The organism is Microbacterium sp. NPDC058062, assembly GCF_042885375.1.
GTDB classification, from domain to species: domain Bacteria; phylum Actinomycetota; class Actinomycetes; order Actinomycetales; family Microbacteriaceae; genus Microbacterium; species Microbacterium trichothecenolyticum_C.
This window is the reverse complement of sequence record NZ_JBHVSC010000008.1, coordinates 64789-91436: the sequence shown is the minus strand read 5'-3', so window position 1 is coordinate 91436 and position 26648 is coordinate 64789. Positions and strand designations below refer to the sequence as shown.

At 71.5% G+C, this 26648-nt stretch carries 20 protein-coding genes; 11 read left to right on the top strand and 9 right to left on the bottom strand.

Going from position 1 to position 26648, the window contains the following annotated elements; all coding sequences use genetic code 11:
* Positions 1–91: 91 nt before the first annotated feature.
* From ACFVSU_RS20870 to ACFVSU_RS20860, 3 genes are read right to left on the bottom strand one after another with little or no spacing between them, the layout of a single operon-like run.
* Entirely contained in the window at positions 92–1576 is a 1485-nt protein-coding gene (locus tag ACFVSU_RS20870; RefSeq protein WP_387147600.1) for a sensor histidine kinase, read from the bottom strand.
* 23 nt (positions 1577–1599) lie between these two features.
* Complete coding sequence (locus ACFVSU_RS20865; RefSeq protein WP_387147597.1) at positions 1600–2913, bottom strand: CpaE family protein; 1314 nt, start codon at positions 2911–2913, stop codon at positions 1600–1602.
* Positions 2910–3542 carry an SAF domain-containing protein gene (locus tag ACFVSU_RS20860; RefSeq protein WP_387147593.1) on the bottom strand — a complete coding sequence of 211 codons (633 nt, stop codon included), beginning with the start codon at positions 3540–3542 and terminating at the stop codon, positions 2910–2912. Before ACFVSU_RS20860 ends, ACFVSU_RS20865 begins: the two co-directional genes overlap by 4 nt.
* 98 nt (positions 3543–3640) lie before the next feature.
* Here ACFVSU_RS20860 and ACFVSU_RS20855 point away from each other — a divergent pair, with 98 nt between their 5' ends.
* A complete protein-coding gene (locus ACFVSU_RS20855) occupies positions 3641–3922 on the top strand; it encodes an excisionase family DNA-binding protein (RefSeq protein ID WP_387147590.1) in 282 nt (93 codons plus the stop codon).
* Positions 3923–3959: 37 nt separating this feature from the next.
* On the opposite strand, the gene ACFVSU_RS20850 is transcribed toward ACFVSU_RS20855, so the two are convergent.
* The gene (locus ACFVSU_RS20850; RefSeq protein ID WP_387147587.1) at positions 3960–4568 is read right to left on the bottom strand and encodes a hypothetical protein; all 609 of its coding nucleotides are present in this window, start codon (positions 4566–4568) and stop codon (positions 3960–3962) included.
* 129 nt (positions 4569–4697) lie between these two features.
* Here ACFVSU_RS20850 and ACFVSU_RS20845 point away from each other — a divergent pair, with 129 nt between their 5' ends.
* On the top strand, positions 4698–5138 hold the full coding sequence (locus tag ACFVSU_RS20845; RefSeq protein ID WP_375871237.1) for an Rv3235 family protein: 441 nt from the start codon (positions 4698–4700) through the stop codon (positions 5136–5138).
* A 117-nt stretch (positions 5139–5255) separates the two neighbouring features.
* Here the strand turns inward: ACFVSU_RS20845 and ACFVSU_RS20840 are convergent, their stop codons facing one another.
* The 3 genes from ACFVSU_RS20840 to secA form a co-directional block, all read right to left on the bottom strand.
* Positions 5256–5612 carry a hypothetical protein gene (locus ACFVSU_RS20840; protein ID WP_387147584.1) on the bottom strand — a complete coding sequence of 119 codons (357 nt, stop codon included), beginning with the start codon at positions 5610–5612 and terminating at the stop codon, positions 5256–5258.
* Positions 5613–5684: 72 nt separating this feature from the next.
* Entirely contained in the window at positions 5685–6911 is a 1227-nt protein-coding gene (locus ACFVSU_RS20835) for a pyridoxal phosphate-dependent aminotransferase (RefSeq protein WP_387147580.1), read from the bottom strand.
* Positions 6912–7078: 167 nt separating this feature from the next.
* Positions 7079–9913: a preprotein translocase subunit SecA gene (gene secA, locus ACFVSU_RS20830; RefSeq protein WP_387147577.1), complete on the bottom strand. Its 2835-nt coding sequence runs from the start codon at positions 9911–9913 to the stop codon at positions 7079–7081.
* A 213-nt stretch (positions 9914–10126) separates the two neighbouring features.
* Here secA and ACFVSU_RS20825 point away from each other — a divergent pair, with 213 nt between their 5' ends.
* The 8 genes from ACFVSU_RS20825 (at position 10127) to ACFVSU_RS20790 (ending at position 21807) form a co-directional block, all read left to right on the top strand.
* Positions 10127–12514 carry a glycoside hydrolase family 5 protein gene (locus tag ACFVSU_RS20825; RefSeq protein ID WP_387147573.1) on the top strand — a complete coding sequence of 796 codons (2388 nt, stop codon included), beginning with the start codon at positions 10127–10129 and terminating at the stop codon, positions 12512–12514.
* A gap of 128 nt (positions 12515–12642) precedes the next feature.
* On the top strand, positions 12643–13572 hold the full coding sequence (locus tag ACFVSU_RS20820) for an efflux RND transporter periplasmic adaptor subunit (RefSeq protein ID WP_387147569.1): 930 nt from the start codon (positions 12643–12645) through the stop codon (positions 13570–13572).
* Positions 13569–14429, top strand: coding sequence for an ABC transporter ATP-binding protein (locus ACFVSU_RS20815; protein WP_387147566.1), 861 nt, complete (start codon positions 13569–13571; stop codon positions 14427–14429). The genes ACFVSU_RS20820 and ACFVSU_RS20815 overlap by 4 nt, the downstream gene beginning before the upstream one ends.
* Positions 14426–15637: an ABC transporter permease gene (locus tag ACFVSU_RS20810; RefSeq protein WP_387147563.1), complete on the top strand. Its 1212-nt coding sequence runs from the start codon at positions 14426–14428 to the stop codon at positions 15635–15637. The genes ACFVSU_RS20815 and ACFVSU_RS20810 overlap by 4 nt, the downstream gene beginning before the upstream one ends.
* 40 nt (positions 15638–15677) lie before the next feature.
* The gene (locus ACFVSU_RS20805) at positions 15678–16316 is read left to right on the top strand and encodes a PadR family transcriptional regulator (RefSeq protein ID WP_387147560.1); all 639 of its coding nucleotides are present in this window, start codon (positions 15678–15680) and stop codon (positions 16314–16316) included.
* Positions 16313–17029: an ABC transporter ATP-binding protein gene (locus tag ACFVSU_RS20800; RefSeq protein ID WP_387147557.1), complete on the top strand. Its 717-nt coding sequence runs from the start codon at positions 16313–16315 to the stop codon at positions 17027–17029. The genes ACFVSU_RS20805 and ACFVSU_RS20800 overlap by 4 nt, the downstream gene beginning before the upstream one ends.
* A gap of 98 nt (positions 17030–17127) precedes the next feature.
* Positions 17128–19887: an FtsX-like permease family protein gene (locus ACFVSU_RS20795; RefSeq protein WP_387147554.1), complete on the top strand. Its 2760-nt coding sequence runs from the start codon at positions 17128–17130 to the stop codon at positions 19885–19887.
* Between the two features lie 120 nt (positions 19888–20007).
* Entirely contained in the window at positions 20008–21807 is a 1800-nt protein-coding gene (locus ACFVSU_RS20790; protein ID WP_387147611.1) for a DEAD/DEAH box helicase, read from the top strand.
* A gap of 47 nt (positions 21808–21854) precedes the next feature.
* On the opposite strand, the gene ACFVSU_RS20785 is transcribed toward ACFVSU_RS20790, so the two are convergent.
* On the bottom strand, positions 21855–23558 hold the full coding sequence (locus tag ACFVSU_RS20785) for a SulP family inorganic anion transporter (protein WP_387147551.1): 1704 nt from the start codon (positions 23556–23558) through the stop codon (positions 21855–21857).
* 206 nt (positions 23559–23764) lie between these two features.
* Here ACFVSU_RS20785 and ACFVSU_RS20780 point away from each other — a divergent pair, with 206 nt between their 5' ends.
* The gene (locus ACFVSU_RS20780; protein ID WP_387147548.1) at positions 23765–25123 is read left to right on the top strand and encodes a hypothetical protein; all 1359 of its coding nucleotides are present in this window, start codon (positions 23765–23767) and stop codon (positions 25121–25123) included.
* A gap of 63 nt (positions 25124–25186) precedes the next feature.
* Here the strand turns inward: ACFVSU_RS20780 and ACFVSU_RS20775 are convergent, their stop codons facing one another.
* Positions 25187–26398 carry an amidohydrolase family protein gene (locus ACFVSU_RS20775; protein WP_387147545.1) on the bottom strand — a complete coding sequence of 404 codons (1212 nt, stop codon included), beginning with the start codon at positions 26396–26398 and terminating at the stop codon, positions 25187–25189.
* Positions 26399–26648: the final 250 nt, after the last annotated feature.

Below are 26648 nucleotides of genomic sequence, written 5' to 3'. Positions count from 1 at the left end.
CCGAACCCCCACCCGCGAGGACGAAGAAGCGCCGCCGAGCAGCCAGCCCGGCGGCGCTACACCCTGCCCACTTGACAGAAACCCCTACATATCAGCCCTGGGAGCGCTCGATGTAGCGCAGCGGGATGTCGATCGTGACCTCCGTGCCGCTGCCCATGATGGTGTGCCAGTCGATGGTGCCGCCGAGCTCGCCCTGGATGAGGGTGCGCACGATCTGCGTGCCGAGGCCGCGACCGACCTGACCTTCCGGGAGCCCGGAGCCGGTGTCGCGCACGCGCACCTCGAGGCGGTCGTCGGTGCGCTCGGCGATGATCTCGACATCGCCCTCCTGCCCCGCGAGCCCGTGCTCGACGGCGTTCGTGACGAGTTCGGTGAGGGCGAGCGCGAGCGGCGTCGCGTATTCGCTGGGCAGGGTGCCGAAGCGGCCCGTGGAGTGCGTCTTGGCGCGCGTGTTCGGCGCCGCGGCGACCTCGGCCACGAGCTTCAGCACGCGGGCGAACACCTCGTCGAAGTCCACGTTCTGCGCGAGGCCCTCCGAGAGGGTGTCGTGCACGACGGCGATCGCCGACACCCGGCGCATGGCCTGCGTGAGCGCGTCTCGCGCTTCCTCGGTGTGAGAGCGGCGGGCTTGGATGCGCAGCAGAGACGCCACGGTCTGCAGGTTGTTCTTGACGCGGTGGTGGATCTCGCGGATCGTCGCGTCCTTGGTGATGAGCTCCTGCTCCTGGTGGCGGATCTCGGTCACGTCGCGGCAGAGCACGATCGCGCCGATGCGCGTGCCGTGATCGCGCAGCGGGATGGTGCGCAGCGACACCGTCACCCCGCGCGCTTCGAGATCGGCGCGCCACGGCGCGCGGCCGGTGACCACGACCGGGAGCGACTCGTCGAACTGGCGCTTCGTCGGAAGGATGCCGGTCACGACCTCGACGAGCGACTCGCCCTCGAGCTCGTCGTCGAAGCCGAGGCGGTTGAACGCCGACAGCGCATTGGGGCTCGCGAAGGTGGTGATGCCGTCGACGTCGAGCCGGACCAGACCGTCGGACGCACGCGGCGCGCCGCGCCGCGGCGACGTCGGCGCGGACAGGTCGGGGAAGTCGCCCGACGCGATCATGCCGAAGAGGTCGTCGGCGCAGTCGTTGAACGTGATCTGCTGCCGCGAGGGCGTGCGGGCCTCGCCGAGGTTCGTGTGACGGGTGATCACGCCGATCACCGTCGCCTCCTTCCCGCTCTTGCGGGCCACCGGCACCGCCCGGACGCGGGTGGGGGTCTCTTCGAACCAGTCCGGCGACGCGGAGTCGACGATGCGGCCCGTCTGGAACGCCTCGCGCACCTGCGTGCGCCACTGCGGCCGCACACGGTCGCCGACGATGTCGCGGTAGAAGAGCGTCGCCGCACCGCCGGGACGGGTGTGCGCGACGGCGACGAAGGAGTCGTCGGAGGTGGGCACCCAGAGCACGATGTCGGCGAACGCCAGATCGGCGAGGAGCTGGCCGTCTCCTGCGAGACGGTGCAGCCACTCCACGTCCTCTTCACTGGAGCGGCCCTGGGCGTAAACGAGATCGCTGAGGGTCGACACGGACCTAGCCTAGAGCGCGCCGATCACACGACTCGTTCGCCGACACGTGCCATGTCGTCGGCGTCGGCGTGCGCGGGTCGGCCGGAGCCGGTGCGGTGGACGCCCCGGCGCCGCGGCTTCGCGGCGCGCTGCGGCGCAGGAGCGGGCACGATCGCCTCGCCGACGAACCGCCGGAGCGCGAGCGTGAAGGGCGATCGAGGCGCCACGTCGGCGATCGGCTGCGACGCGAGGATCGCGGCATCCGCGGATCTCGGGTCCTGCGGGAGGAACCAGACGTCCTCGATGCCGCCGAAGCGGTCGAGGGTGCGGCGCACCTGCCCGCGGGCGTCGATGCCGAGGGTCCCGGGGCGGAGCCGGTTGGCGACGACGGCCACCCGGGTCGCGCCGACGGTGGCGCGGAGGTCGGCGTGGCCGCGCAGGAACCGCGCGACGCCCACCGGATCGGCCGCCACCACCGCGACCACGAGGTCTGCGGCGTGCAGCGCGGCGAGGGCGGCGGCATTGCGTCGCGGCCCGTCGAGGTCGCTCATGATCTCCTCGTCGCGCTCGAGCGACGAGGAGACGTCGACCACCGTGTAGTCGGCCCACTCGCGGCAGGCGGCGAGGGCCGCGCCCACGCGCCGGTCGCTCAGCTCGGGCCAGCGGGAGGGCCGGTTAATGCCCGTGAGCACGTCGACTCCGGTGCGGCCGAGCGGCACCGCGATGCGGGTGAGCTCGCGCGCGTCGAGGCCGCCGAGCTCGGCCTGCCGGCACGCGGCGGCGAATCCGGGCCCCTCGTCGGCGAGCCCGAGCGTCAGGGCGAGCGACGGCGCGTGCGTGTCGGCGTCGACCAGCGCGACGTGGCGCCCGCCGCGCGCGAGCTCGACGGCGAGCTCTGTCGCGACGGTGGACCGCCCGGGGGCGCCGGCGGGGCCCCACACCGCGATCACGCGCGGCTGCGGGCGCGCGGGCGGCTCCGCAGCCGACGCGCGCGGCGCCACGGAGAGCGCCTCGGCGATGCGCCATGGCTCGGTGTGCAGATCCAGCGGGGCCTCGAGGCCGCACGACGCCGCGATCCGCTCCCCCGCCGCGTCCTCGACGAGCGGCACGACGCGCGTGCCGGCACGGTCGCAGAGGGCGACGACGGTCGGCGACATCGTGGAGCGCGACACCGCGACCACCAGCGCGTCGGCGTCGGCGAGCGCCCGGAGCAGCGTCTCGGCGTCGGCGCCCAGCATCCCATCCGCCGCAGCGAGAGCGGGTGCGGATGCCGCGACCTCGGCGATCACGTCGATCCGCTCGCGCCTCAGCCCCTCGACGAGGAGCCGGGGGTCGTCGACGGCGACGACGACTCTCATGAGCCGGAACCCGTCGTCGGGACGATGGAGAGTGCGGCCTCGTCGGCCATCGCGGCGAGCGTCGCCGGCACGTCCGCCCGCGGGATCACGAGTTCGAGGGCGGCCGCACCGCCGCCGATCATGGAGTCGTCGCGCGTCACCGAGACCACGGTGGCGTCGGCGACCAGGATGCGCGGATCGTCGTACGCCCCCTGCTCGAGCAGCGGTGCCGACCAGACCTCGACGACGCTGCCCGCCTCGACCGACGCGGGCACGTCGACGGCGCTGCGGACGACGACGCTCGTGGTGCGCGCGGAGGAGGGGTCGCCGACGGATGCCGCGGGCACCAGTTCGCCCGCCTCGATCGTGCGGGTCGCGACGACGGGCTCGTCGAGGTCGTCCGCGGTGAGGTAGGTGCCGGCGAGCGTCCCGAGTGCGACGTCGACGACCTTGAGGTCGCCGGTCCCGATCGCCTCGCCGGGGACGATCGTGTGGGCGGCGGCGTACACCGGCACGGTCTGGCGCGCGGCCGACACGACGAGCCACACACCGACGACGGATGCTGCCACCAGGAGCACGCCGAGGAAGAACCGCGCATCGCCCCAGAAGGCTCGGCGCGGGGTGCGGACGGGGTCGTGGGCGGCGGTCATGCGTCCATCGTCGCCGACTCTGCATGAGGCCGTCGGGCGTTATCCACAGGGGTGAGGGGGCCCAGCCCGCACCGGGGAGGCAGGTCCATAATGGGGGCATGTCAGATGACCCGACGTCCGACGTGCGGCTCTACGCACCCGCCCAGGTGGGCGAGGTGCTCGGCGTCTCGGTCGACGAGGTCATGGCTCTGGTCCACGAAGGGCGGCTCCGGGGCCTGCGGGTCGGCGCACCCGCGCGCTGGCGGATCGACGCCGCGAGCGTCGGGGAATACCTCGACGACCAGGCCGAGGAGGCCCGGCGCATGGCGCTGTGGCGTCAGTCCCAGACCGCCAGCTTCCCCGAGCTGTGGGGCGGAAGCATCGTCCGCCACCCCGACTGAGCACGGCAGCCCTCGCGCGGATGCGCCGACCCGGCGGTCAGGGGATCGCGGGCGCCTCGTCCGCGCGGATCCACGCGATGGCCGCGAACGGCACCAGCCGGTAGCCCGACACCGCGTCGGCACGCCGCGGGGCGCCGTGGTCGTGTACCGCGAGGTCGAGATGGTCGGCACCGGCGCGATCGATCGTGCCGGTGAGGACCCGCCCCGAGACGAGGTGCACGGCGACCCCCGCCCGGCGGCGCACGAGATCGCGCAGCACGAAGCCGAAGGTGAGGCGATCGGCCAGGGGCGATCGCGGCGGCGCCGGGCGCGCGGTGCGCAGGAGGTCGGCGTGCGGCAGGCCGATGGTCCCCAACGAGGCGAACGGCACGACCACCGCGCCACCGGGTCCGTCGGCGAGGGCCAGCGCAACCCAGTCGGCGCCCACGCCGGTCACGGACGCGCGCACCGTCGTACCGTCGGCGAGGTCGAACGACGCCACGGTCGGGGACGCCCCGTCGCGGGCTGCGAGCAGCCTCAGGCGCTCGGACAGCTGCACCCGCGAGAGCCTCAGACGCTCGGCCTCGGTGTCGAGCGCGGCACGCTCGGCCTCCCATTCGGAGGCGAGCTGATCCTCGAGGTCGTCGAAGAAGCGGTCCCAGCGCACTCAGCGAGAGTAGGGCACCGCGGCAGATCGGCCGACGAGTTATCCACAGCCGACCAGGCCGGATTTTCCTGAGAGTTCGCTGTGTGGTCTACTGTCCGGAAAGACATCCCCCTGTCGAGATTGGCACCCATGGCAACGACGCCCGCGGGCACCGCCCGCGTACCCTATGCGTCCCGCAGCAGCGCGCAGGTCGCAGAGTTCTTCGCGCCGCAGCGGACGCCGTCCACAGCGCTCCCCGCACCGGAGCCGTTCCTGCGCAACCTCACGGTCGGCGTGCTCGAGGTCTTCGCGGGTGTCCGCGAAGTCGACCAGCTCGCCCGCTGGCTCACCGAGGACGCCTACCGCAAGCTCGTCACGCGTGCGAACCTCGCGACCCGGGCGCGCAGCGCCCGCGGTGTGGCGGCGAAGCGCCCCGTGCACACGATCATGTCGGTTCACGAGTCCTCCCCCGCCGACGGCATCATCGAAGCGGTCGTCGTCGTCCGGGGGCCCGCGCGCACGCGCGCCCTGGCCGTGCGGATCGAGGGCATGGACGGCCGCTGGCGCGCCACCTCGCTCGCGCTCCTCTGACCGGCGCCCTGACGAAGCCGCCGTCGCACGCGCACGTGTGACCGCGCCGCGCGGCGGGTGCGGCGGCTCTACGACCCGGCGACGGAACCGGCCCCGACGATGCGGCCGGTCCCGTCGTCAGCTCTTGTCGTCTTTGTCGATGAGCTCGAGCAGCGACCGCAGCGCGTCGCGGATCTCGTAGTGGTCGTGCTGTCCGGCGCGGCTCTCGGCCGAGATCACCCCGGACCGGTGGACCTTCTTGAAATCGCCCACCGGGAACGAGTACGCCTGCTTCGTCTCCTCGTTCTCGCGGTGGTCGATGCCGATGTGCCAGTGGGAGTACTCGGTCCATCCTTCTCGCTTGATGTACGAGTTCTCCTCGTCGGCCGTCGGCGCGGCCTCCGACCAATCGTCGCGTTCATCGCGCACGACCTTGCCGTCCCGGATGAGCGAGCGCATGTGGCGCAGCGCCGGCTGGTTCAGTTCGATGGACATGCCGGGAAACTACGACGCGGGCCCGCGTCACACGAGGGGGTTGACGAATCGCGCGGCGCGCGGAACCCGTCGCTACTGCTTGTACGACGAGAGGAAGTTGCCGAGCCGCTCGACGGCCTCGGCGAGGACACGGGCCTCGGGCAGTGTGACGATGCGCAGGTGGTCGGGGGTCGGCCAGTTGAAGCCGGTCCCCTGCACCAGCAGCACGTGCTCGGCGACGAGGAAGTCGTAGACGAGCTTGGCGTCGTCGCGGATCTCGTACACGTTCGGGTCGAGCCGCGGGAACGCGTAGAGCGCGCCCTTGGGCTTCAGGCACGTCACGCCGGGGATGCGCTCGAGACCCTCCCACGCCGCGTCCCGCTGCTCATGGAGGCGCCCCTCGGGCGCGATGAGCGCGTCGATCGACTGGACCCCCGACAACGCGGCCTGCACGGCGTACTGCGCCGGCACGTTGGGGCACAGCCGCGTGGACGCGAGCAGCTGGACGCCCTCCAGGAAGCCCGCCGCGTGCTTCTTCGGACCCGTGATCACGAGCCAGCCCGAGCGGTACCCCGCGACGCGGTAGGTCTTCGACAGGCCGTTGAACGTGAGGCACAGCAGGTCGGGTGCGAGCGTCGCGAGCGGGATGTGCTGCGCCTCGTCGTAGAGGATGCGGTCGTAGATCTCGTCCGAGAGCAGCAGCAGCGAGTTCTCGCGCGCGATCTCGACGATCCCCTGGAGGACCTCCCGGCTGTAGACGGCGCCGGTCGGATTGTTGGGGTTGATGACGACGATCGCCTTGGTGCGCGGCGTGACCTTCTCGCGGATGTCTTCCAGCGAGGGCTGCCATTCGGCGTCGGGGTCGCAGCGGTAGTGCACGGGCGTGCCGCCGGCGAGGCTCGTCATCGCCGTCCACAGCGGGTAGTCCGGCGCCGGGATCAGCACCTCGTCACCCTCGTCGAGGAGCGCCTGCATGGTCATCGTGATGAGCTCGGACACTCCGTTGCCGAGATAGACGTCGTCGGGGTCGAACTGCGGGAAGCCGGGCACCTGCTCGTACCGCGACACGACCGCGCGCCGCGCCGTCATGATGCCCTTGCTGTCGCTGTACCCGTGCGCGTGCGGGACGGCCTCGATCATGTCGCGCACGATCTGGAACGGCGCCTCGAACCCGAAGACCGCGGGGTTGCCCGTGTTGAGCTTGAGGATCGTGTGGCCGTCGTCCTCCAGCCGGTCCGCCTCTGCCAGTGCCTGCCCGCGGATCTCGTAGAGAACGTTCTGGAGCTTGCTCGACTGGTCGAGGGGGCGGAGGGGACTCATCGCTTCAGGATATCCGCGGCCGACCGGTGCCAATCGCCGCCAGGTGGCCCGCCCCGTGAGACACCGATCGGCGGACGAGACCCCGGGAAAACCCCGAGGTCTCGTCCGCCGGCTGTGGTCTCACGGACGAAGACGGAGGAAGGATGCCGCGGGTCGCGGCATCCGCGTCACTTCTTGCGCTGCTCGGCCGCGCGACGCTGCGCGCGGTTCTGCGGAGCCGCCGGCGCGGCCGGGGCCTCGGCATCCGTCCGCTGGCCGAAGGCTCCGCGCTGCTCGGCGGCGGGCGCCTGCGGCTGCGCGGGAGCCGCTGCTGCGGCGGCAGCCGCCTGGCGCAGACGCGTGGTCGCCGCCTGCTGCACCTGGCCGCGATCGTTGCGCACCTCGACCTCGCCGGCGTCGTTCGACGCCGAGTACTGCAGGCGCTGGGCCTCGACCGGCTGCGCGCCGAGGCCCTTGGCCTCGACCTGGGTGACCTGCTCGGCGCCGGCCTCGCCCTGGCGACGCACCTCGACCTCGAGGTTGTAGAGGTAGCCGACCGACTCCTCCTTGATCTGCCCCATCATCGCCTGGAACATCTGGTAGCCCTCGCGCTGGTACTCGATGAGCGGGTCGCGCTGGGCCATGGCACGCAGGCCGATGCCGTCCTTGAGGTAGTCCATCTCGTAGAGGTGGTCGCGCCAGCGGCGGTCGAGCACCTGGAGCACCACGCGGCGCTCGAGCTCGCGCGTCGCGGCCTCGCCGAGGGTGTTCTGGCGCGTGTCGTACGCGATGCGGGCGTCGGAGAGGATCTCGCGCTTGAGCCCGTCGGCGGTGATGCCGCCCTTGCGGCCCGCCGCCTCGGCGACGACCTCGTCGATGGTGACACCCACCGGGTAGAGGGTCTTCAGCTCCGTCCACAGCGCGTCGAAGTCCCAGTTCTCACTGTGGCCCGACCCGGTGTGGTCGTCGATCACGGCGTTGATCGCGTCTTCGATGAAGTGCTGCACACGGTCGGCGATGTCGTCGCCCTGCAGCATGTGGCGACGGTCGGAGTAGATCGCCTCGCGCTGGCGGTTGAGGACGTCGTCGTACTTGAGGACGTTCTTGCGGATCTCGGCGTTGCGCGCCTCGACCTGGCTCTGCGCCGACTTGATCGCGCGCGTGACCATGCCCGACTCGATCGCGACGTCGTCGGGGAAGTTCGTCCGGGCGATGATCGCCTCGGCGGCGCCCGACTGGAAGAGGCGCATGAGGTCGTCGGTCAGCGACAGGTAGAAGCGGCTCTCGCCCGGGTCGCCCTGACGGCCCGAGCGACCGCGCAGCTGGTTGTCGATGCGGCGCGACTCGTGGCGCTCGGTGCCGAGGACGTAGAGACCGCCGGCCTCGACGACCTTCGTGCCCTCCTGCGCGACACGGTCTCGCGTCGACTCGTAGACGGCGTCCCACTCGGCCTCGTACTCGTCCGGCGTCTCGACCGGGTCGAGCCCCTTGGTCTTCATCTCCTGCACAGCGAGGAACTCGGCGTTGCCGCCGAGCATGATGTCGGTGCCTCGACCGGCCATGTTCGTCGCGACGGTCACGGCGCCCAGGCGACCGGCGCGCGCGACGATCTCGGCCTCGCGCGCGTGGTTCTTCGCGTTGAGGACCTCGTGCTTGATGCCCTTCTTCGCGAGGAGGCGCGACAGGTACTCGCTCTTCTCGACGCTGACGGTGCCGACGAGCACCGGCTGGCCGACCTCATGGCGCTTGGCGATGTCTTCGACGACCTGGGCGAACTTCGCCGTCTCGTTCTTGTAGACGAGGTCGGCCTGATCCTTGCGGATCATGGGCTTGTTCGTCGGGATCGGCACGACGCCGAGCTGGTACGTCGACATGAACTCGGCCGCCTCGGTCTCGGCGGTACCGGTCATGCCGGCGAGCTTGTCGTACAGGCGGAAGTAGTTCTGCAGCGTGACGGTGGCGAGCGTCTGGTTCTCGGCCTTGACCGGCACGGCCTCCTTGGCCTCGATGGCCTGGTGGATGCCCTCGTTGTAGCGGCGCCCGACCAGGATGCGGCCGGTGTGCTCGTCGACGATCATGACCTCGTCGTTCATCACGACGTAGTCGGTGTCGCGCTTGAACAGCGCCAGCGCCTTGATCGAGTTGTTGAGGAACGAGATGAGCGGCGTGTTCGCCGACTCGTACAGATTGTCGATGCCGAGGTAGTCCTCGACCTTCTCGATGCCGGGCTCGAGCACGCCGATGGTGCGCTTCTTCTCGTCGACCTCGTAGTCGACGCCCGACTCGAGCGTCTTCGCGATCTTCGCGAACTCGACGAACCAGCGGTTCGCCTCGCCCGACGACGGCCCCGAGATGATGAGCGGCGTGCGCGCCTCGTCGATGAGGATCGAGTCGACCTCGTCGACGATCGCGTAGAAGTGACCGCGCTGCACGAGGTCCTCCTTGCGCCACGCCATGTTGTCGCGCAGGTAGTCGAAGCCGAACTCGTTGTTCGTCCCGTAGGTGATGTCGCAGTTGTACTGCTCGCGACGCACCTCGGGCGTCTGGCCCGCGACGATCGTGCCGGTGGTCATGCCGAGCGCGCGGTAGATGCGGCCCATGAGCTCGGACTGGTACGACGCGAGGAAGTCGTTGACGGTGACGACGTGCACGCCCTCGCCGGCGATCGCGTTGAGGTAGACGGGGAATGCGCCGGTGAGCGTCTTGCCCTCACCGGTCTTCATCTCGGCGATGTTGCCGAGGTGCAGCGCCGCACCGCCCATGAGCTGGACGTCGTAGGCGCGCTGGCCGAGGGTGCGCTTCGCGGCCTCGCGGACCGCTGCGAACGCCTCGGGCATGAGGTGGTCGAGGGTCTCGCCGGCCTGGTAACGGGCGCGGAGCTCGGCGGTCTCACCCCGGAGCTCTTCGTCGGTGAGGTGCTCGTAGTCCTCTTCCAGCGCGCCGACGGCCTTCACCACCTGCTGGAGCCGCCGGAGGATGCGACCCTCACCGGCGCGAAGCAGTTTCTCGAGGGGGTTGGCCACGGAGTGTCTCCATCTTCAAGCTTTCGGGAGCGGCGCAACGGCGCCAGTGCCGCCGGGGTGCATGACCCCAGGCATACCTGCCTATGTTATCCACCCGTGACCTTGGTGTGCGCTGGGTGTGCACTGATCCATAGGGACGGATGAGAGGATGCTGCTCCCCCGCGATCCCGAAGCGGGTGGACCCTCGCCCTCTGCAGACACGATGGAGTGTTCATGCGCCGGTTCCGCCGTCCGATCATCGCCGTGGCCACGGCATCCGTTCTCGTCCTCCTCCAGGCGATCGTCGATCCCACCGGACTCCTCGCTCTCGTCGGCTGGCCCGGCGGAGCCCTGCAGTGGCAGCTCGGCTGGCCGCTCGCGCCGTACCTGGTGTTCCTTCCGGTGCTGCTCGGCGTCGTCTGGTGGGCCGCCGCCCGCGCCGGCGAGCGCTTCTGGACGATGTTCGGGGGCGTCGTGCTGGCGGTGCTGCTCGCGCAGGCGGCCGCGTGCTTCGCGATGACGACGGATGCTGCGCTCTCGGCGTGGGCCGCCGGCTACGTGACGGCGAAGGCCCTGCCCGCGGCCGCGATCATCGCTGCCGTGACCCGCTGGGCCGGCGGCAGGTCGACCCGCCCGGTGTTCGACCGCGGAGCGGTGTGGCCCGCCGCGGTGGCGTTCGGCGTGATCGCGCCCCTCGCCGCGGGATCGTGGTGGACCGGCGCGGCCTACGCGGAGCTGATCCCGTCGGCGCGCCCCGAGCGCGGCTTCCTGTCGGTTGTCGTGGCCGTCGGCCTGATGATCGCCTCCGGCTGGGTGTGCGTGCGATGGATGCGCCGGCGCGTGCCGGGCTTCCTCGGGACGTGGCTCGGGGTCCTCGCCGCGGGCGCGCTGTTCGGACTCGTGCAGTCGGTCGTCGGGGTAGTGGTCGACGACGGGTTCCGCGGCGACCTCTGGCCGCTCATGGCCGCCTACGTGCACGTCGCCGACGGCCTGTCGTTCGCCGCGTGCCTCGGCTGGGTCCCGGCACTGGCCGCCCTCGTCGCCGATCGCCTGCGCGAACGGCGCACCATGGCGCGCGTGACGGATGCCGAGGCCGGTGCCGACGCGATCGAGCCGGCACCGGCGCGCCGTCCCGTCGCCGTGGCGGTGGTCGCCGCGGTCGCGGTGGCGCTCGTGATTACCCCGGTCGCGGTGGCGGCCGGTGCCGACGACGCGGCGGCGGAGGCGGCATCCGTCCCCGCGGGATTCCTGCGCGCAGACGGCGATCGCATCACGGACGGCGAGGGGCACGACGTGCTGCTGCGGGGGGCGAACGTCAACCAGCTCGTCGACTTCTACCAGCCGCAGGACGACGTGCCCGCGACGCGGCCGCTGACCGAGGCGGACTTCGAGGGCATGGCCTCGTACGGCTTCAACGCCGTGCGACTGGGGATCTCGTGGTCGGCGCTGGAGCCTCGGGAGGGCGAGCTCGACGCGGCGTATCTGGCGCAGGTCGACGACGCGGTCGCCTGGGCGAAGGCGAACGGCATCCGCACCGTCATCGACCTCCACCAGGACGGCTGGTCGAACGCGCCGACGGCTCCCGGCACCGAGTGCCGGCCGGGCACCGATCCCATGTGGGGCTACGACGGCGCGCCCGGCTGGGCGACGATCTTCGACGGCACGCCGCGCTGCGCGTTCACCGGGCGCGACATCTCCCCTGCCGGCGACCGCGCGTTCGAGCACTTCTGGTTCGACACCGACGGCGTCCAGACGGCGCTCGTGCGCACGTGGGGAGAACTGGCGGCGCGGTACGCGGACGAGCCCGCCGTCGCCGGGTTCGACCTCATGAACGAACCGGGCTTCGGGCAGACGGCGCCGGTGACGACGTCGCTGCTGCTCGGCCGCTACTACGACCGCGCGATCCACGCGATCCGCGAGGCGGGGGCGCCGCAGATCGTGTTCATCGAGCCGAGCATCCTGTGGTCCGGCCTCGGCTTCGACAGCGGCCCGTCGCTCGGGTTCACCGACGACGCGAACATCGTCTTCTCGCCCCACCTGTACGCCGAGTCGATCACGATGGACCGCTCGCTCGGCATCCCGTCGATCGTCACCATGGAGCGGCAGTTCGACCTCGCCCGCCGCGTGGCCGACGAGTACGGCATTCCGCTGTGGTCGGGCGAATACGGCTATTGGGGCGAGCCGGAGGACGTGAACGCGCGCATGCAGCGCTACGCCGAGGCCGAGGATGCCCACCTGCTCGGCAGCGCCTACTGGGTGTGGAAGCAGGCGTGCGGCGACCCGCAGAACGGCATCGGGCCGATCGGGCTTGCACTCGTTCCGCAGGACTGTGCGACCGGCGAGGACGCACCCGGCAACGAGGTGCTCCTCGGCGAACTCAGCAGGGCGTACCCGCGCGCCGCGCCGGGCGCACTCGTCTCGCTCGAGGCGGACGGCGCGCGGTTCGCGCTCGCGGGCGCGGTCGACGAGCCCACGTGCGGGCTCGACGTCTGGATCCCGGGCGCCGCTGAGCCGGAGGTGCAGACGGAGGGACTGACGAAGGTGCGGCTCGCAGCGCAGGACGGCGGCTGGACGATGACCGCGTGCGCCGAGGGCGGTGAGTACTCCGCGTCTGCCGGCTGATCCGCGTCGCCTGGGCCGACGTCGCGCGGCCAGCGGCGACACGCGGGGGCGCAGCATCCGTCCTGCATTCCCGGTATGCATATACTCGGTGACTACATACTGGGTATACCCCGACGGAGAGGTGCGACATGGTGGTCTGGCGTCGATGGATCTTCCCGATCCTGCTGGTGCTCGTGCTGGGGGCCGCGGCCCTCGCCCTGGTGAAGATCGCGTTCTTCCCCGACACCGCGCCCACCGCCGCGCTGCAGCCGTCCGCGCAGATCGCCGATCCCGTCGTCGCCGTCGAGCGCGCCGAGGTCGCCAATGCGCTGAGCCTCCCGGGGACGATCGCGAGGGATGCGGCCTATCCCCTCCGCTCCGAGATCGACGGCACCGTCACCGCCGTGCACGTCGGCGAGGGCCAGGCGGTCGCGGCGGGGCAGAAGCTCTTCACGATCAAGCAGGCCGACCCGGTCAAGAACATCGACGTGCTGGCGCCCGAAGCCGGCGACATCACGGAGCTCGCCGTCGTGAAGGGGCAGCCGGCGTCGATCGGCGCGGAGCTCGCTCAGCTGACGCCGGCGCGCTACCACGTGCGGGCGACCGTCGAGCCGGTGCAGCTCTACCGTCTGCAGGGTGCACCGACGGAAGGCTCGGTCACGATCCAGGGCGGCCCGGCGCCGTTCACGTGCACCGGCCTCAAGGTCGAGGTCGCCGAGGACGGCACCACGTCGGTCACCTGCGCGGTGCCCGCCGACCAGGTCGTGTTCGCGGGCCTCCAGGCCCAGCTCGACATCGACCTCGGCACGGTCAGCGATGTGCTCGTCGTGCCGACGACCGCCGTCAAGGGCGGCGCGGGCTCGGGCGTCGTCTGGATCGACGGCGGCGACGGCGAGCTCGAGGAGCGCACCATCGCGCTCGGAGTCAGCGACGGCACGATCGTCGAGGTGACCAGCGGTGTCGAGGAGGGCGAGCAGGTGCGCCAGTACGTGCCCGGCGTCGCCGCGGCCGACGAGCCGGTCTGCTACGACGACGGCATGGGCGGCGAGTACTGCGAGCCCGCGGGGTGGAACTGGTGACCCTCGTCCGGCTGGAGGGTGTGGCCAAGCACGTGCTGCTGCCCGACGACACGCGCCTCGACATCCTGCGCAGCGTCGACCTCGCCGTCGCGGCGGGCGACCACGTCGCCATCGTCGGTCGCAGCGGATCGGGCAAGTCGACGCTCCTGAACCTGCTCGGCATGCTCGACTCCCCCTCGGAGGGGGCCGTCTGGTTCCACGGCGAACCGGTGCGGAAGATGCGCCGCGGCAAGCTCGATCGTCTGCGCGGCCGCAACGTGGGCTTCGTGTTCCAGCAGTTCAACCTGCTGGCGGGGCGCACGGCCCTCGAGAACGTCGAGATGCCGCTCGGGTACGCCTCCGGCCGGGCCTTCTGGACCCGGCGGGCGGCAGCGACCCGCATGCTGGAGCGCGTCGGGCTCGGGCACCGCCTCGAGTCGACGCCCGAGCAGCTGTCGGGCGGGGAGCAGCAGCGTGTCGCGATCGCGCGCGCCCTGGTGCGCCGGCCCGCGCTGATCCTGGCCGACGAGCCCACCGGTGCGCTCGACGTCGAGACGGGCGGCAGCGTCATGGAGCTGCTCGACGACATCGCCTCCGAGGCCGACGCCGCGCTCGTCACGATCACCCACGACCTCCACGTCGCCGCGCGCGCCCGTCGCCATTACCGTCTCGAGGCGGGCGTGCTCACGGAGTTCGATCTCAGCGCGACCGCGGCCGCCGGCGAGACCGCCGGCGCACCCGAGCTCGCTGAGAGCGTGGACGAACCCACCACCGGAGGCGGAGCGCTCGCCGACGCCCGAGCAGACACGGAGGACGCAGCATCCGTCCGTCCCTCATCCCGGGACGAACGCGCCGCGCCGGCGGAGGTGGCCTCGTGAGTGGGCTCGTCGGGGCGCTGGGCGAGGCGTGGTCGGAGCTGCGCCACCACAAGCTGCGGGTGCTGCTCAGCCTCATCGGGATCGCGGTGTCGGTCGGCGCCCTCACCGCGGTGGTGGCGCTCAGCGAGTACCAGCAGCAGCAGATGGAGGAGCAGTCCGACCAGAGTGGCGGACGGCCCGCGACGGTGTCGATCTCGGTGTCGCGCACCGACGGCGCCCCGATGGACTGGGAGGCGTTCGACGCCCACGTCGCCCAGGTGTCGGAGCGGTACTCCTTCGACTACCTCACGCGCATCGTCGACCCGGTGCCGCTGCAGGTGCAGACGCCGGAGCAGGTGCGCCCCGTCAACGCGCGGCTCGTCGACCCGGCGTACCCGGTCATCCACCGGACTCCCCTGCTCGAGGGGCGCTGGTTCCAGGAGGCGGACGCCGAGCTGCTCGCGCCTCCCGTGGTCATCAGCGAGGCGCTGTGGGACGTCTACGGACGCCCCGACCTCGGCGCGGGCTTCGCCCTGCGCACGACGGGCGACACGGCGGGCGCGTACCCCGTGATCGGCGTGACGCCGCGGCAGTACAACGGCGACGAGGAGAAGCGCATCACCATGATGTTCGACTCCTACGCGGCGCGGCTCGACGCACTGCCGGCCGATGTGATGGTCATGTACGAGGTGTGGGTGCCCGAGGACGGCGTCGCCGAGCTCGGCCCGGTGCTCGCGGCCGACCTTCGGGCGGGGCTCGACGACAGCACCGAGGTCTCGGTCACGCGCACCGACTGGGCGTCGCGGCCCGATGCGCAGAGCTCGATGGCGGTGTTCGAGCTCATCACCGGCGGCATCGCGGCTCTCGTGCTGCTGCTCGGCGGGCTCGGGCTCGTGAACATCCAGCTCGTCGCGATGCGCCAGCGCATCCGCGAGATCGGCGTGCGCCGCAGTTTCGGCGCGACGCAGGGCCGCATCTTCACGTCGGTGCTGCTCGAGAGCGTCGTTGCGACGGCGGTGGCGGGTGTCATCGGCATCGCGATCGCGGTGGCCGTGCTCAAGGCGCCGTTCGTCATGGACATGTTCTCCGCGATGCAGGACATCCCGCCCTTCCCGGTGCGCGCCGCCGTCACCGGGCTCGTCGCCGCCGTCGCGATCGGCGCGCTGGCCGGCTTCATCCCGGCGCTCATGGCGGTGCGTGCCAACGTCATCGACGCACTGCGCTTCTAGCTGTTCAGGGCTTCTGCCCCTCCACCCGAAGGAGAACCCCATGTCCGTTCGTCAGAGTCTGCTCGCGATCCTCGATCAGGGCCCGTGCTACGGCTACCAGCTGCGCGCCGAGTTCGACCGGCGCACGGGATCGACCTGGCCGCTCAACGTGGGCCAGATCTACAACACGCTCGACCGCCTCGAACGCGACGGACTCGTCGAGAAGGGCGACGTCGACGAGCACGGTCATGTCTACTGGGAGATCACGGATGCCGGAGCCGCCGAGGTGCGCGACTGGCTGGCCTCCCCGGTGCAGCGCGCGCAGGGCACTCGCGACGAACTCGCGATCAAGCTCGCGGTCGCCGCGACCCTGCCGGGAGTGGACGTGGCGGACATCATCCAGACACAGCGCCGCTCGTCGCTCGCGCAGCTGCAGGAGCTGAACCGGGCGAAGTACGCCGGGGCGAACCCCGACGGACCGGAGGAGCTCGCGTGGTCGCTCGTCGTCGACTCCATGATCTTCTCGGCCGAAGCAGAGGTGCGCTGGCTCGACCACTCCGAGCAGCGCCTGGCGCTGCACCCGCATCGCGCCATGGCGCTCGAGCTCTCGACCGACAAGCCCAAGCGCGGGCGTCCGGCCCTTCGACAGGCTGAGGGACCGGTGGCTGAGCCTGTCGAGGCGCGTGGGAAGGCACGATGACCGACACCGTGCTGCGTCTCATCGGCGTGACGCAGCAGTACGGCACCGGCGCGACGGCCGTCTCGGCGCTGTCGGGCGTCGACTTCGACGTGAACCAGGGCGAGCTGGTCGCGGTGATGGGACCGTCGGGCTCGGGCAAGTCGACCCTGCTGTCGATCGCCGGCGGTCTGGCGATCCCGACGTCCGGCGAGGTGGTCGTCGAGGGGCAGTACCTCAGCGAGCAGACGCCGGCACAGCTCGCGCGCCTCCGGCGGCGCTCGCTCGGCTTCGTGTTCCAGGACTTCAACCTCATCCCGACGCTCACCGCGCTCGAGAACGTCACGCTGCCGCTCGAGCTCGACGGGTTCCGGTCGCGGGTGGCACGACGCGCCGGGCGCGATGCCCTCGCGTCGGTCGGACTGGAGGACAAGGCCGGCTCCTACCCCGACGATCTGTCGGGCGGCCAGCAGCAGCGCGTGGCGATCGCCCGCGCCGTCGTCGGCGGGCGCCGGCTGATCCTCGCCGACGAGCCGACCGGCGCGCTGGACTCGGTGACGGGCGAGATGGTGCTGAAGATGCTGCGCGCGCGAGTGGATGCCGGAGCCGCCGGCATCCTCGTCACTCACGAGGCACGCCACGCCGCCTTCGCCGACCGCATCGTGTTCCTCCGCGACGGCCGCATCGTCGACGAGTCGCGGCGCGCGGGCGCGGACTCGCTGCTGCAGGCACGATGACCAGCACGCTCGAGCGGCGCGTTGAGACGTCGCCTTCCGCCTCTCCGCGCAGCCGCGGTCCGGTGTCGCGGACGGCCCGCTGGAGGGTCGCCGTCCGGATGTCACACCGGCAGCTGCGACGCGCATGGGTGTCGAGCCTGCTCGTGACGACGCTGGTGGCGCTTCCCACCGCGGGGATGGCGGGATTCCTCGTCTTCACCGCGAGCGCGATCGCGACCCCCGAGGAGCGCGCGGCGGCCGAACTCGGCGATATGGAGGCATGGATCGCGCCGTCCGGCGTCCCCGGCGAGGGGTTCTGGCAGGTGCCCACCGAGCCCGAGTGGAACGGGTACCCGATCGACGCGGACGGGGTCATGACGATGCCGGACGGCGAGCCGCTGGACGATCCGACCGGGCTGCTGGCGGCCGGCACCGAGGTCCTCCCCGTCTCGAGGGGCATGGTATCGGTCGCCACCGATGACGGCTCGGTGGTCCTCCCGGCGTGGGCCGGGACGACGTGGGATCCGCGCTTCGGGGAGGCGTTCGTCCTGGTGGCGGGCGATCGCCCGGTGACGGCTCGCGAGGCGATGGTCACCACCGCCGCGTTGGAACGGCTCGGACTCGAGATCGGCGATGCGCTCCGGCTGTCGGACGGTCCGGCCTTCACGGTGACCGGCACGCTCGACGCCGCAACCATCGCCGACGGCGTCGCCGCCGTCTTCCTTCCCGAGCATGCGCGAGGAGCCGTCGGAGGCACCCAGAAGTGGTACCTCCCGGAGCTCGGGCTCTCGTGGGCGGACGTGCAGCGGCTCAATGACGACGGCGGTGTCGTCGCCTATTCGCGCACCGTGGCGCTCGATCCGCCCGAGTTCTCGAACCGCTACTACTCGTCCTCCTCGACCGACCGGTGGGCGAAGATGTGGCCGCTCGTGCTCATGCTGTCGGTCGCGGCGCTGTTCGCGGGCTATGTGGTGGTGATGCTCGCCGGCGCCGCCTTCGCCGTCGCGGCGCGCCGTCAGCAGCGCGCGCTCGCGGTCGCCGCGAGCGTCGGGGCGGACCGCCGGGATCTGTCGCGCGTGGTGCTGCTGCAGGGGACCGCACTCGGTCTCGTCGGCGGGGTGGTCGGAATCGCCGGCGGGATCGGCATCGCCGCGCTCGTGATCGCTCTGGGTGCCGGAGGGACGACGATGTTCTGGGGTTTCCACGTGCCGTGGGAGCTCATCGCCGCCGTGCTCGTCTTCGCCGTGATCGTCGGCACCGTGTCGGCCTGGATGCCGGCCCGCACCGTCGGTCGCACTGATGCGATCCGCGCACTTCGCGGCGCGCGCCGCCCGCAGAGACCTGTCGTCGCGCGTCCCATCTGGGGGTCGGTGCTGATCGTGAGCGGGGTGGCGATCACCCTGCTGTGCGCGTTCGCGGTCGCCGCCATCAACGCCACGAACTTCTTCGGCTACGACTCGCTCATGCGCTACCTGCCCGCCTACGGCATCGTGGTCGGGCCGATCGTCGCGCAGTTCGGCATCCTCCTGTCTGGTCGGTGGCTGCTGTGGACGGCCTCGCGCGGCCTCTCCCGCGCCGGCATGGCGGCGAAGCTCGCCTCGAGGGACGCGGCCGCCAACGCCTCACGGACCGTTCCGGCGTTCGCCGCCACCGCCGCGACGGTGTTCATCGGCGTCTTCGCGCTCTCCCAGTCCTCGATGCAGACGGCCCAGACCGCCCGGCTGTGGTACTACGACGCGCCGCCGGGGAGCATCGCCATCCCGATCTGGCCGGGTTCCTCGTCGTCCGGCGTGCTCCACGCCGAAGACGCAGAGGCCGGCACAGCCGCCGCCCTCCAGATCGCACACGACGCGGGCGCAGACCGGGCGGCCGTGGTGTCCCGCCAGTTGAACACCGTCTGGGAGTACCCGTCCGCCGACGCGGTGCCCGACGACGTGACCTTCACGATCGCGCTTCTCGGCGATCAGCACCTGCTGGACCCCGAGGTGCAGGACTCCTACACCTCGTTCGGCCAGGACCCGAGCAACCCGATCTCCGTCGTGGCAGCGGAGGACGTGGCAGTGGTGATGGGAGTGGACCTGACGGCATCCGACCTCGCCGCATACCGGGACGGCGCCGCACTCGTCGCCGACGATCGGTTCGTCTCGGGCGGGGCGATCGACGTCGCGACGTTCGCGGGCAGCGACGTCTACGAGGGACGTGTCCCCGACAACATCTGGGAGCGCCGGCCGGACGCTCCCCGGGTCGCCGAACCGCAGCGCACCGAGCGGCTGGAGGCGATCGTCGTGGATGCCCCGTTGCAGCCGGTGTCGATCGCCGTCGCGCCGAGCACCGGTGAGCGCCTGGACATGGCGCTGATGCCGGAACGCGTCGTCGCGATGACCCCCGCTCCGCCGACGTGGGCGGAGCGGGACCGCATGCAGGCGCAGGCGGAGCTCCTGAGCGGCGCCTCCTTCACGCTCGCGCCGGGCGTCGAGGAAGGCCCCCCGAGCGATGCGGCGTGGATGGTGCCCCTCCTCGCCGCGGTGGCCGTCCTCGTGCTCGGCGCGAGCGCGGTCGCCCTGGGCCTGGCGCGCTTCGAGCGCCGACCCGACGACGCGACCATCGCCGCCGTCGGCGGCACGAGGTCGCTCCGACGCGGGATCGGCTTCTGGCAGGGCCTCATCATCGCCGGCCTCGGCACGCTCGCCGGAGCGGCCGTCGGGGTGCTCCCGCCGATCGGCTTCTCGATCCAGTCCGGAGGCGCTCAGCAGGTCTCGGACATCCCGTGGTGGCTCATCGCCGCGCTGGTCGTCGTGCTGCCCTTGGCGATCGCCGTGACCAACTGGCTCGTGCCGCCGCGGAACCCCGATCTGACCCGCCGCACCGCCATCACCTGACATCTGCGACGTGCGCGGGGAAGCGGCATCCTGTCGCCTCACAGGCGGGCCGCGCTACGGTTGACTGTGCACACGAACGCCGACCAGATCGAAGCCGAGGCTCAGACCGAGCCCGCAGCGATGACCTTCTCCGACCTCGGGCTGAGCCAGCCCGTCCTCAAGGCCCTCAAGGACATCGGCTACGAGACCCCCTCGGCGATCCAGGCGGCGACCATTCCGACGCTGCTCGGCGGCCGGGACGTCGTGGGCATGGCGCAGACCGGAACCGGCAAGACGGCCGCGTTCGCACTGCCGATCATCGACCGCCTCGACCTCGGTCAGAAGACCCCGCAGGCGCTCGTGCTCGCCCCGACCCGCGAGCTCGCCCTGCAGGTGTGCGAGGCGTTCGAGAAGTACTCGGCTCACATGAAGGATGTGCACGTCCTTCCTGTCTACGGCGGACAGGGCTACGGCGTTCAGCTCTCGGCCCTCCGACGCGGCGTGCACATCGTCGTCGGAACCCCCGGCCGCATCATCGACCACCTCGAGAAGGGCACGCTCGACCTCTCGGCGCTGCAGTACCTCGTGCTGGACGAGGCCGACGAGATGCTGAAGATGGGCTTCGCCGAGGACGTCGAGACGATCCTCGCCGAAACCCCCGAGACCAAGCAGGTCGCCCTCTTCTCGGCGACCATGCCGGCCACGATCCGCCGCATGTCGAAGCAGTACCTGCACGACCCGGAAGAGATCACGGTCAAGGCGAAGACGCAGACCTCGGCCAACATCTCGCAGCGCTACCTCATCAGCGCCTGGCAGCAGAAGATGGACGCGCTCACCCGCATCCTCGAGGTCGAGAACTTCGACGGCATGATCGTGTTCGGCCGCACCCGCAGCGTCACCGAAGAGATCGCCGAGAAGCTCCGCGCCCGCGGCTACTCGGCTGCCGCCATCAACGGCGACATCGCCCAGCCGCAGCGCGAGAAGACGGTCAACCAGCTGAAGTCGGGCAAGCTCGACATCCTGGTGGCGACCGATGTCGCCGCGCGCGGCCTCGACGTCGAGCGCGTGTCGCACGTGGTCAACTACGACATCCCGACGGATGCCGAGTCCTACGTCCACCGCATCGGCCGCACCGGCCGTGCCGGGCGTTCGGGCGACGCCATCAGCTTCGTCACGCCCCGCGAGCGCGGGCTCGTGAAGATGATCGAGCGCGCGACGCGTCAGGAGCTCACCGAGATGGCGCTGCCGAGCGTCGACGAGGTCAACGTGACCCGCCTGTCGCGCTTCGACGACCGCATCACCGCGGCCCTCGACGAGAGCTCCCGCATCGAGGCGTTCCGCGACATCATCGCCCACTACGTGCGCAACCACGACGTGCCCGAGGTCGACGTGGCCGCCGCCCTCGCTGTGGTCGCGCAGGGCGAGACGCCCCTCCTCCTCGAGCCCGACCCCGAGCCCGCTCCGCGGCGCGAGCGGACGGAGCGGACCGACCGCGGCGACCGTCCCTCGTACGGCGACCGGCCCGAGCGCGGCGAGCGCCGCACGCCCCGCGAGGGCTTCGCGACCTACCGCATCAACGTCGGCAAGCGTCAGCGCGTCGAGCCGCGTCAGATCGTCGGCGCGCTCGCGAACGAGGGCGGCCTGCGTCGCGACGACTTCGGCGCGATCAAGATCATGCCCGACTTCTCGCTCGTCGAGCTGCCGGCGAACCTCCCCGCCGGCGCCCTGGACCGCCTCGCCGATACGCGCATCTCGGGTCAGCTCATCGAGCTGCGTCCTGACACCGGGCGCCCGCAGCGACGCAAGGACGCCACGGGCGGGTCGTATCGCGACAGCCGCGGCTCCGGCGATCGCGGCTCCTACCGCGACTCGGGCTCGCACGGCTCGTACGGCGACGACCGCCCGGCGCGCAAGCCTCGCCACAAGCGCAGCGACGGCTGACCCGGCGGCTGCGCCGGGGCACAGCATCCATCGTCCCCGTCCGCCGGTCAGGCGGGCGAGCCGGTCGTCCCCTGCTGTGCGGGGAAGGCCCGCACCGCATCCTCGAGGTCGTTGTAGATGCGGTCGGCGGGGATGCGCTTCGCCATGCCGTACGCCGTGAACTCGTCCAGGATCGCGGTCTCGGGACGCGCGAGCACGAGCTGGACGCCGCGGGCGTCGAGCCAGTCCACGAGGCTCGAGAACGCCTCGCCGGCGGAGTAGTCGATGTCGGAGATGCCGGCGCAGTCGAGCACGAGCCACTTGACCGGATCGGGCGCATTCTGCACGACCTGCTGCACGTCGTCGACGAACCGGGACGCGTTCGCGTAGAAAAGATCGGCGTCGTACCGGAACACCACGAGTCCCGGTGCCGTCTGCTCGCCGGCGGCCGCGGTCGTGTACTCGTACCCTTCCTTGCCCCGCACGCCGAGCACGAAGTCGCGCGGGCGGTACTGCCGGCGCACGACGTCGAGCAGCGACAGCGCGAGCGCGAGGATCACGCCCGCGCCGACGCCGACGATGAACACCGTGAGCGCGGTCGCGAGCGCGATGAAGAACTCGCCGCGGCGCACGCGCGACACGCGCACGAGGCCGCGGATGTCGATGAGCTCGAGTCCGATCACGAACACCACGCCGCCGAGCACCGCCTTCGGCAGGTCGGTGAGCAGGTTCGTGAGGAACAGCAGCACGATGAGCGTGACCGCCACGACGGTGAGGTTGGCGACCTGCGTGCGACCCTTCTGCCCGTCGAGGATCTGCGTCTTGGTGGGCGATCCGTTGACGACGAACGTGCCGCTGAAGCCAGCGGCGAGATTGGATGCCGCGAGCCCGACGATGTCGCGATTCACATCCGCGCGGTCTCCGTGCTTGGCGGCGAAGCTCCGCGAGGTCGCCGCGCTCTGGGCGATGATGATGATGAAGCACGCGAACGCCGTCGCGAGCACGGCGGGCACGTCGCCCCAGGAGACCCCTGCGGGGAAGCCGATCGGCGGGAATCCGCCTTGGATCGCGCCGATGACCTCGACGCCGTAACTGGACGCGTTCGTGAAGGTGGCGAGGATGAGCAGGCCCACCACGGCGATGATCGCGCCGGGCACCTTCGGCAGGAAGATCTTGAACACGAAGATGATGCCGATGGTCGCCGCCCCGTAGGCGAGGGTCGGCCACGACAGCTGGCCGAGCTCCGAGATCCACGCCCACTGCTGCTGGAACCAGTTGCCCGATCCCTTCGGCACGCCGAGGATGTCGGGGATCTGACTCGTCGCCACCTGGATGCCGACACCGGTGAGGAATCCGATGAGCACCGAGGCCGACAGGAAGTCACCGATGAAGCCGAGCCTCAGCACCCGGGCGAGGATGAGCAGCAGGCCGCAGACCAGAGCCGTCAACCCGCACAGCGCCACCCATTGAGGTGAGCCCGGATTGAGCCCGGCGATGCCGGCGGTCAGCAGGCCTCCCGCCATGATCGCCGCCGTCGCCGAGTCGCCGCCGACCACCAGCAGCTTGGAGGCCCCCAGCAGTGCGAAGGCGAGCAGCGGCAGCAGGATCGTGTACAGGCCGGTGACGATCGGGGTCTGCGCGATGGAGGTGTACCCCATCACCTCCGGGATCGCCACGGCGGCGAGCGTCACTCCCGCGATGACATCGCGGGGAAGCCACGACATCTTGTAGCCGCGCAGCGAGATCGGAACGAGGAATTTGGGCAGGGCCATGTGGACTCCCTTGGCGAGGATCGCGCCGGCCCCTCCGCGTCGGCGAGGAGGTGCCGCGAGGGCCCCCAGGCACCCGGCCACGCGACGTGTGCGCTCATTCTGAGGCACCGGGGCGCGCGTGCGCCAGAGCCACGCTCTGCGCGAACAACCCACGGTGGCGCCTGCTCGCCTCAGCCCGCTCCCAGCGGCCCCCGTAGGATCGATTCATGGCCGGATTCTGGGGCAGACGCAAGCGCGAGCAGGAAGAGCTGAACACGCAGGACGCCGACCTGGCGCGGCGGGCGCAGCAGGCGCTGGTGGCCGCCGACGAGCGCATCCGCCTCACCACCGACGAGCTGGCGTTCGCCGACGCCGAACTGGGTCCCGGGCCCACCAAGGAGCTGCGCGAGGCGCTCGAGTCGGTGCGCACGCACCTGCAGGAGGCGTTCCACCTGCACCAGCTCAACCACGACGAGATCCCCGACACCCCCGAAGAGCTGCGCACGCGCAACGCGCGCATCGCGCAGCTGTGCGAGTGGGCGGAAGACCTCCTCGACGACCGCACCGAGGCGCTCGCGGCGCCGATCGAGCGGGCGCGTCGCGCTCCCGAGATCATCGCGAAGGTGCGGGCGGATGCTGCGCGCCTGCGCCTGCGCCTGCCCGACGCCCGCTCCACCGTCGACCGGCTGGCCATCCGCTACTCGTCGCACGCGCTGTCGCAGATCGACGCGAACCCCGCCGAGGCGGAGCAGCTGCTCGGCTTCGCGGAGCACAGCGCCGGCGTCGCCGAGCGCCGCCGCGAGGCGGGTCAGCGCGAGCAGGCCAACATGGCGCTCGAGGCCTCGACGGAGTCCGTGCGGCGCGCCGAGACGCTGCTCGACGCGGTCGAGACGTTCGAGGTCGAGGCGCTGCGCGCCGAGTCGACGCTCGCCGCGATCGTCGAGGACTCCCGCGGCGACCTCGTCGTCGCGCTCAAGGAGCCGCACTCCCCCGCGGTGCAGACCGCGATCGAGGAGCTGCAGGCCGCCCTGGCGGCCCTGCCCGCCGCGGGCGTGAACACCGACCCCTTCGAGCAGCTCTCGCGACTGCGCGAGGCGAATGCGGGACTCGATGCCGCGATCGCGGCCGCACGCGAGCGCGCCGCCCGGCCCATCCCGCCCCTCGAGCACGTGCGTCACGCCATCGATGACGCCGACCGGCAGCTCGCCGTCTCGCGCGACGTGATCGCCGGGCACCGCGGGTGGATCGGCGCCGACGCGCGCACCCGGTTCGCCGAGGCCGAGCGCGTGCGCCTCGACCTCGACCGGTACCTCGGCTCATCGGCCGCCGCGGTCACCGCGATCGACGAGGACCACCGCGAGCAGGCGTTCGCGATGGCCCGGCGTGCGGCGTTCCTCGCGAGCGAGGCGCTGCAGCTGGCGCAGCGCGACATCGACGCCGCACGGCCCCAGCCCGACCAGTGGGGCGGACCGGGGTACGGTCAGCAGGGGTACGGCGGCGGCCGTCGCAGCGGTGGCTCCGACCTCATGGGCGGCATCCTGGGCGGGCTCGTGATCGGCAGCCTCCTCGACGGCATGTTCGACTGACGTCCCGCCTCGTCGCGCCACCCCCGGTGATCCCGCCGCAATACGGGCGGAACGGAGCGTGGGTCAGAGAGCGACGACCTCGAGGCCGTCGGCCACCACTCGCCCATCGTGGATCACCGTGCGGTCGACGCCGCGGTCCATGACCGCGCTCGTCGGCGTCTCGCCGTCGACGAGCACGAGGTCGGCGCGGTCGCCGGCGGCCAGACCCGGGCGATCGCCCACGCCGGCGACGCGCGGCGAGGCGTGGCTCATGATCGAGGCACCGCCCATGGTGGCGACGGCGAGCGCGAGCTCGATGTGATCGTCGCGGCGGAAGCCGTTGACGAAGGCGAGCTGCCACGTGCGGTCGAGCATGTCGCAGTTGCCGTACGGGCTCCAGTAGTCGCGCTGCCCGTCTTCTCCCAGCCCGACGCGCACGCCGGCGTCGACGAGATCGACCAGTCGCAGATGCCCGGTGGTCGACGGCGCGACCGTCGCCATGGCGATGTCGAGCTCGGCGAACTCCTCGATGAGGCGGCGGCTCACCGTCTCCGACACCGAGCCGAGGTCGTAGGCGTGCGACATCGTGACCTTGCCCTGCATGCCGAGGGCGCGGGTGCGCTCCAGCACGAGCTCGGTGCTGAACACGCCCAGGGCGCCGGGCTCGTGCAGATGGATGTCGATCTCGACCTGGTACTTCTCGGCGAGGCCGAACACGATGTCGAGGTGCTTGACCGGATCGCGGTCGAGCTGGCTGGGGTCGATCCCGCCCATGACGTCGGCGCCCTGCTTGAGCGACTCCTCGAGGTACTCGACGGTGCCCGCCTCTCGCAGGATGCCGGCCTGCGGGAACGTCATGATCTGCACGTCGGCGTGGTCGCGGAAACGCTCCTTCGCCGCGAGTACGGAGTCGAACTTCTCGAGCTTGCAGTCGACGTCGACCTGCGCGTAGGTGCGCACGCGCGTCGTGCCCCTCGCGATCATCTGCTCGAGGGTGCCCGCGACGATCTCGGCGTGCGGCACATCGGTGTTCCGCCAGTTGTTCCGGTCGTTGAGCATCATGCCCCACACTCCGGGCGCGCCCGTGTGAGGGCGGAACGGCAGCCCGATGCGCGAGGAGTCGAGGTGAACGTGCACGTCGCTGAACGACGGCAGGAGGAGCCGGCCACGGCCGTCGACGTCGTCCGCGCCCGCCGGAGCAGACGTGTCGTGGGTACGGATCTCGGCGATGCGGCCGCCCTCGATGACGATGTCGGCGGGCTCGGCGCCCCACGGGCGCGCGTTGCGGATGATCACGTGTGGTGCCTCTCGACGGATGAGCGGATGCCGCGGCCGGACCGGAGCGACGTGTCGATGGTATACCGAATACCATCACACTCCGGCGGGGCCGCGGCATCCGTTCCCGTCCGGAGATGCACGAGGGGTGGGGGGGGGGGGGGCGCGCCCCCCCCCCCCCCCGGGGGCGGTCGCCCCGTCGTGCCGCGGGCGCTGGGGGGGGTGGGGGGGGGCGCCCGAGTCCCCCCCCGGGAGGCGGGGCACGACGCCC

Coding starts and splice junctions, on each gene's coding strand:
- ACFVSU_RS20845 (WP_375871237.1), top strand. CDS start 4,698: ATGGCAACGACGCCCGCGGGCACCGCCCGCGTACCCTATGCGTCCCGC.
- ACFVSU_RS20805 (WP_387147560.1), top strand. CDS start 15,678: ATGTCCGTTCGTCAGAGTCTGCTCGCGATCCTCGATCAGGGCCCGTGC.
- ACFVSU_RS20855 (WP_387147590.1), top strand. CDS start 3,641: ATGTCAGATGACCCGACGTCCGACGTGCGGCTCTACGCACCCGCCCAG.
- ACFVSU_RS20840 (WP_387147584.1), bottom strand. CDS start 5,612: ATGTCCATCGAACTGAACCAGCCGGCGCTGCGCCACATGCGCTCGCTC.
- ACFVSU_RS20835 (WP_387147580.1), bottom strand. CDS start 6,911: ATGAGTCCCCTCCGCCCCCTCGACCAGTCGAGCAAGCTCCAGAACGTT.
- ACFVSU_RS20795 (WP_387147554.1), top strand. CDS start 17,128: ATGTCACACCGGCAGCTGCGACGCGCATGGGTGTCGAGCCTGCTCGTG.
- ACFVSU_RS20860 (WP_387147593.1), bottom strand. CDS start 3,542: ATGACCGCCGCCCACGACCCCGTCCGCACCCCGCGCCGAGCCTTCTGG.
- ACFVSU_RS20785 (WP_387147551.1), bottom strand. CDS start 23,558: ATGGCCCTGCCCAAATTCCTCGTTCCGATCTCGCTGCGCGGCTACAAG.
- ACFVSU_RS20790 (WP_387147611.1), top strand. CDS start 20,008: ATGACCTTCTCCGACCTCGGGCTGAGCCAGCCCGTCCTCAAGGCCCTC.
- ACFVSU_RS20800 (WP_387147557.1), top strand. CDS start 16,313: ATGACCGACACCGTGCTGCGTCTCATCGGCGTGACGCAGCAGTACGGC.
- ACFVSU_RS20780 (WP_387147548.1), top strand. CDS start 23,765: ATGGCCGGATTCTGGGGCAGACGCAAGCGCGAGCAGGAAGAGCTGAAC.
- ACFVSU_RS20820 (WP_387147569.1), top strand. CDS start 12,643: ATGGTGGTCTGGCGTCGATGGATCTTCCCGATCCTGCTGGTGCTCGTG.
- ACFVSU_RS20865 (WP_387147597.1), bottom strand. CDS start 2,913: ATGAGAGTCGTCGTCGCCGTCGACGACCCCCGGCTCCTCGTCGAGGGG.
- ACFVSU_RS20825 (WP_387147573.1), top strand. CDS start 10,127: ATGCGCCGGTTCCGCCGTCCGATCATCGCCGTGGCCACGGCATCCGTT.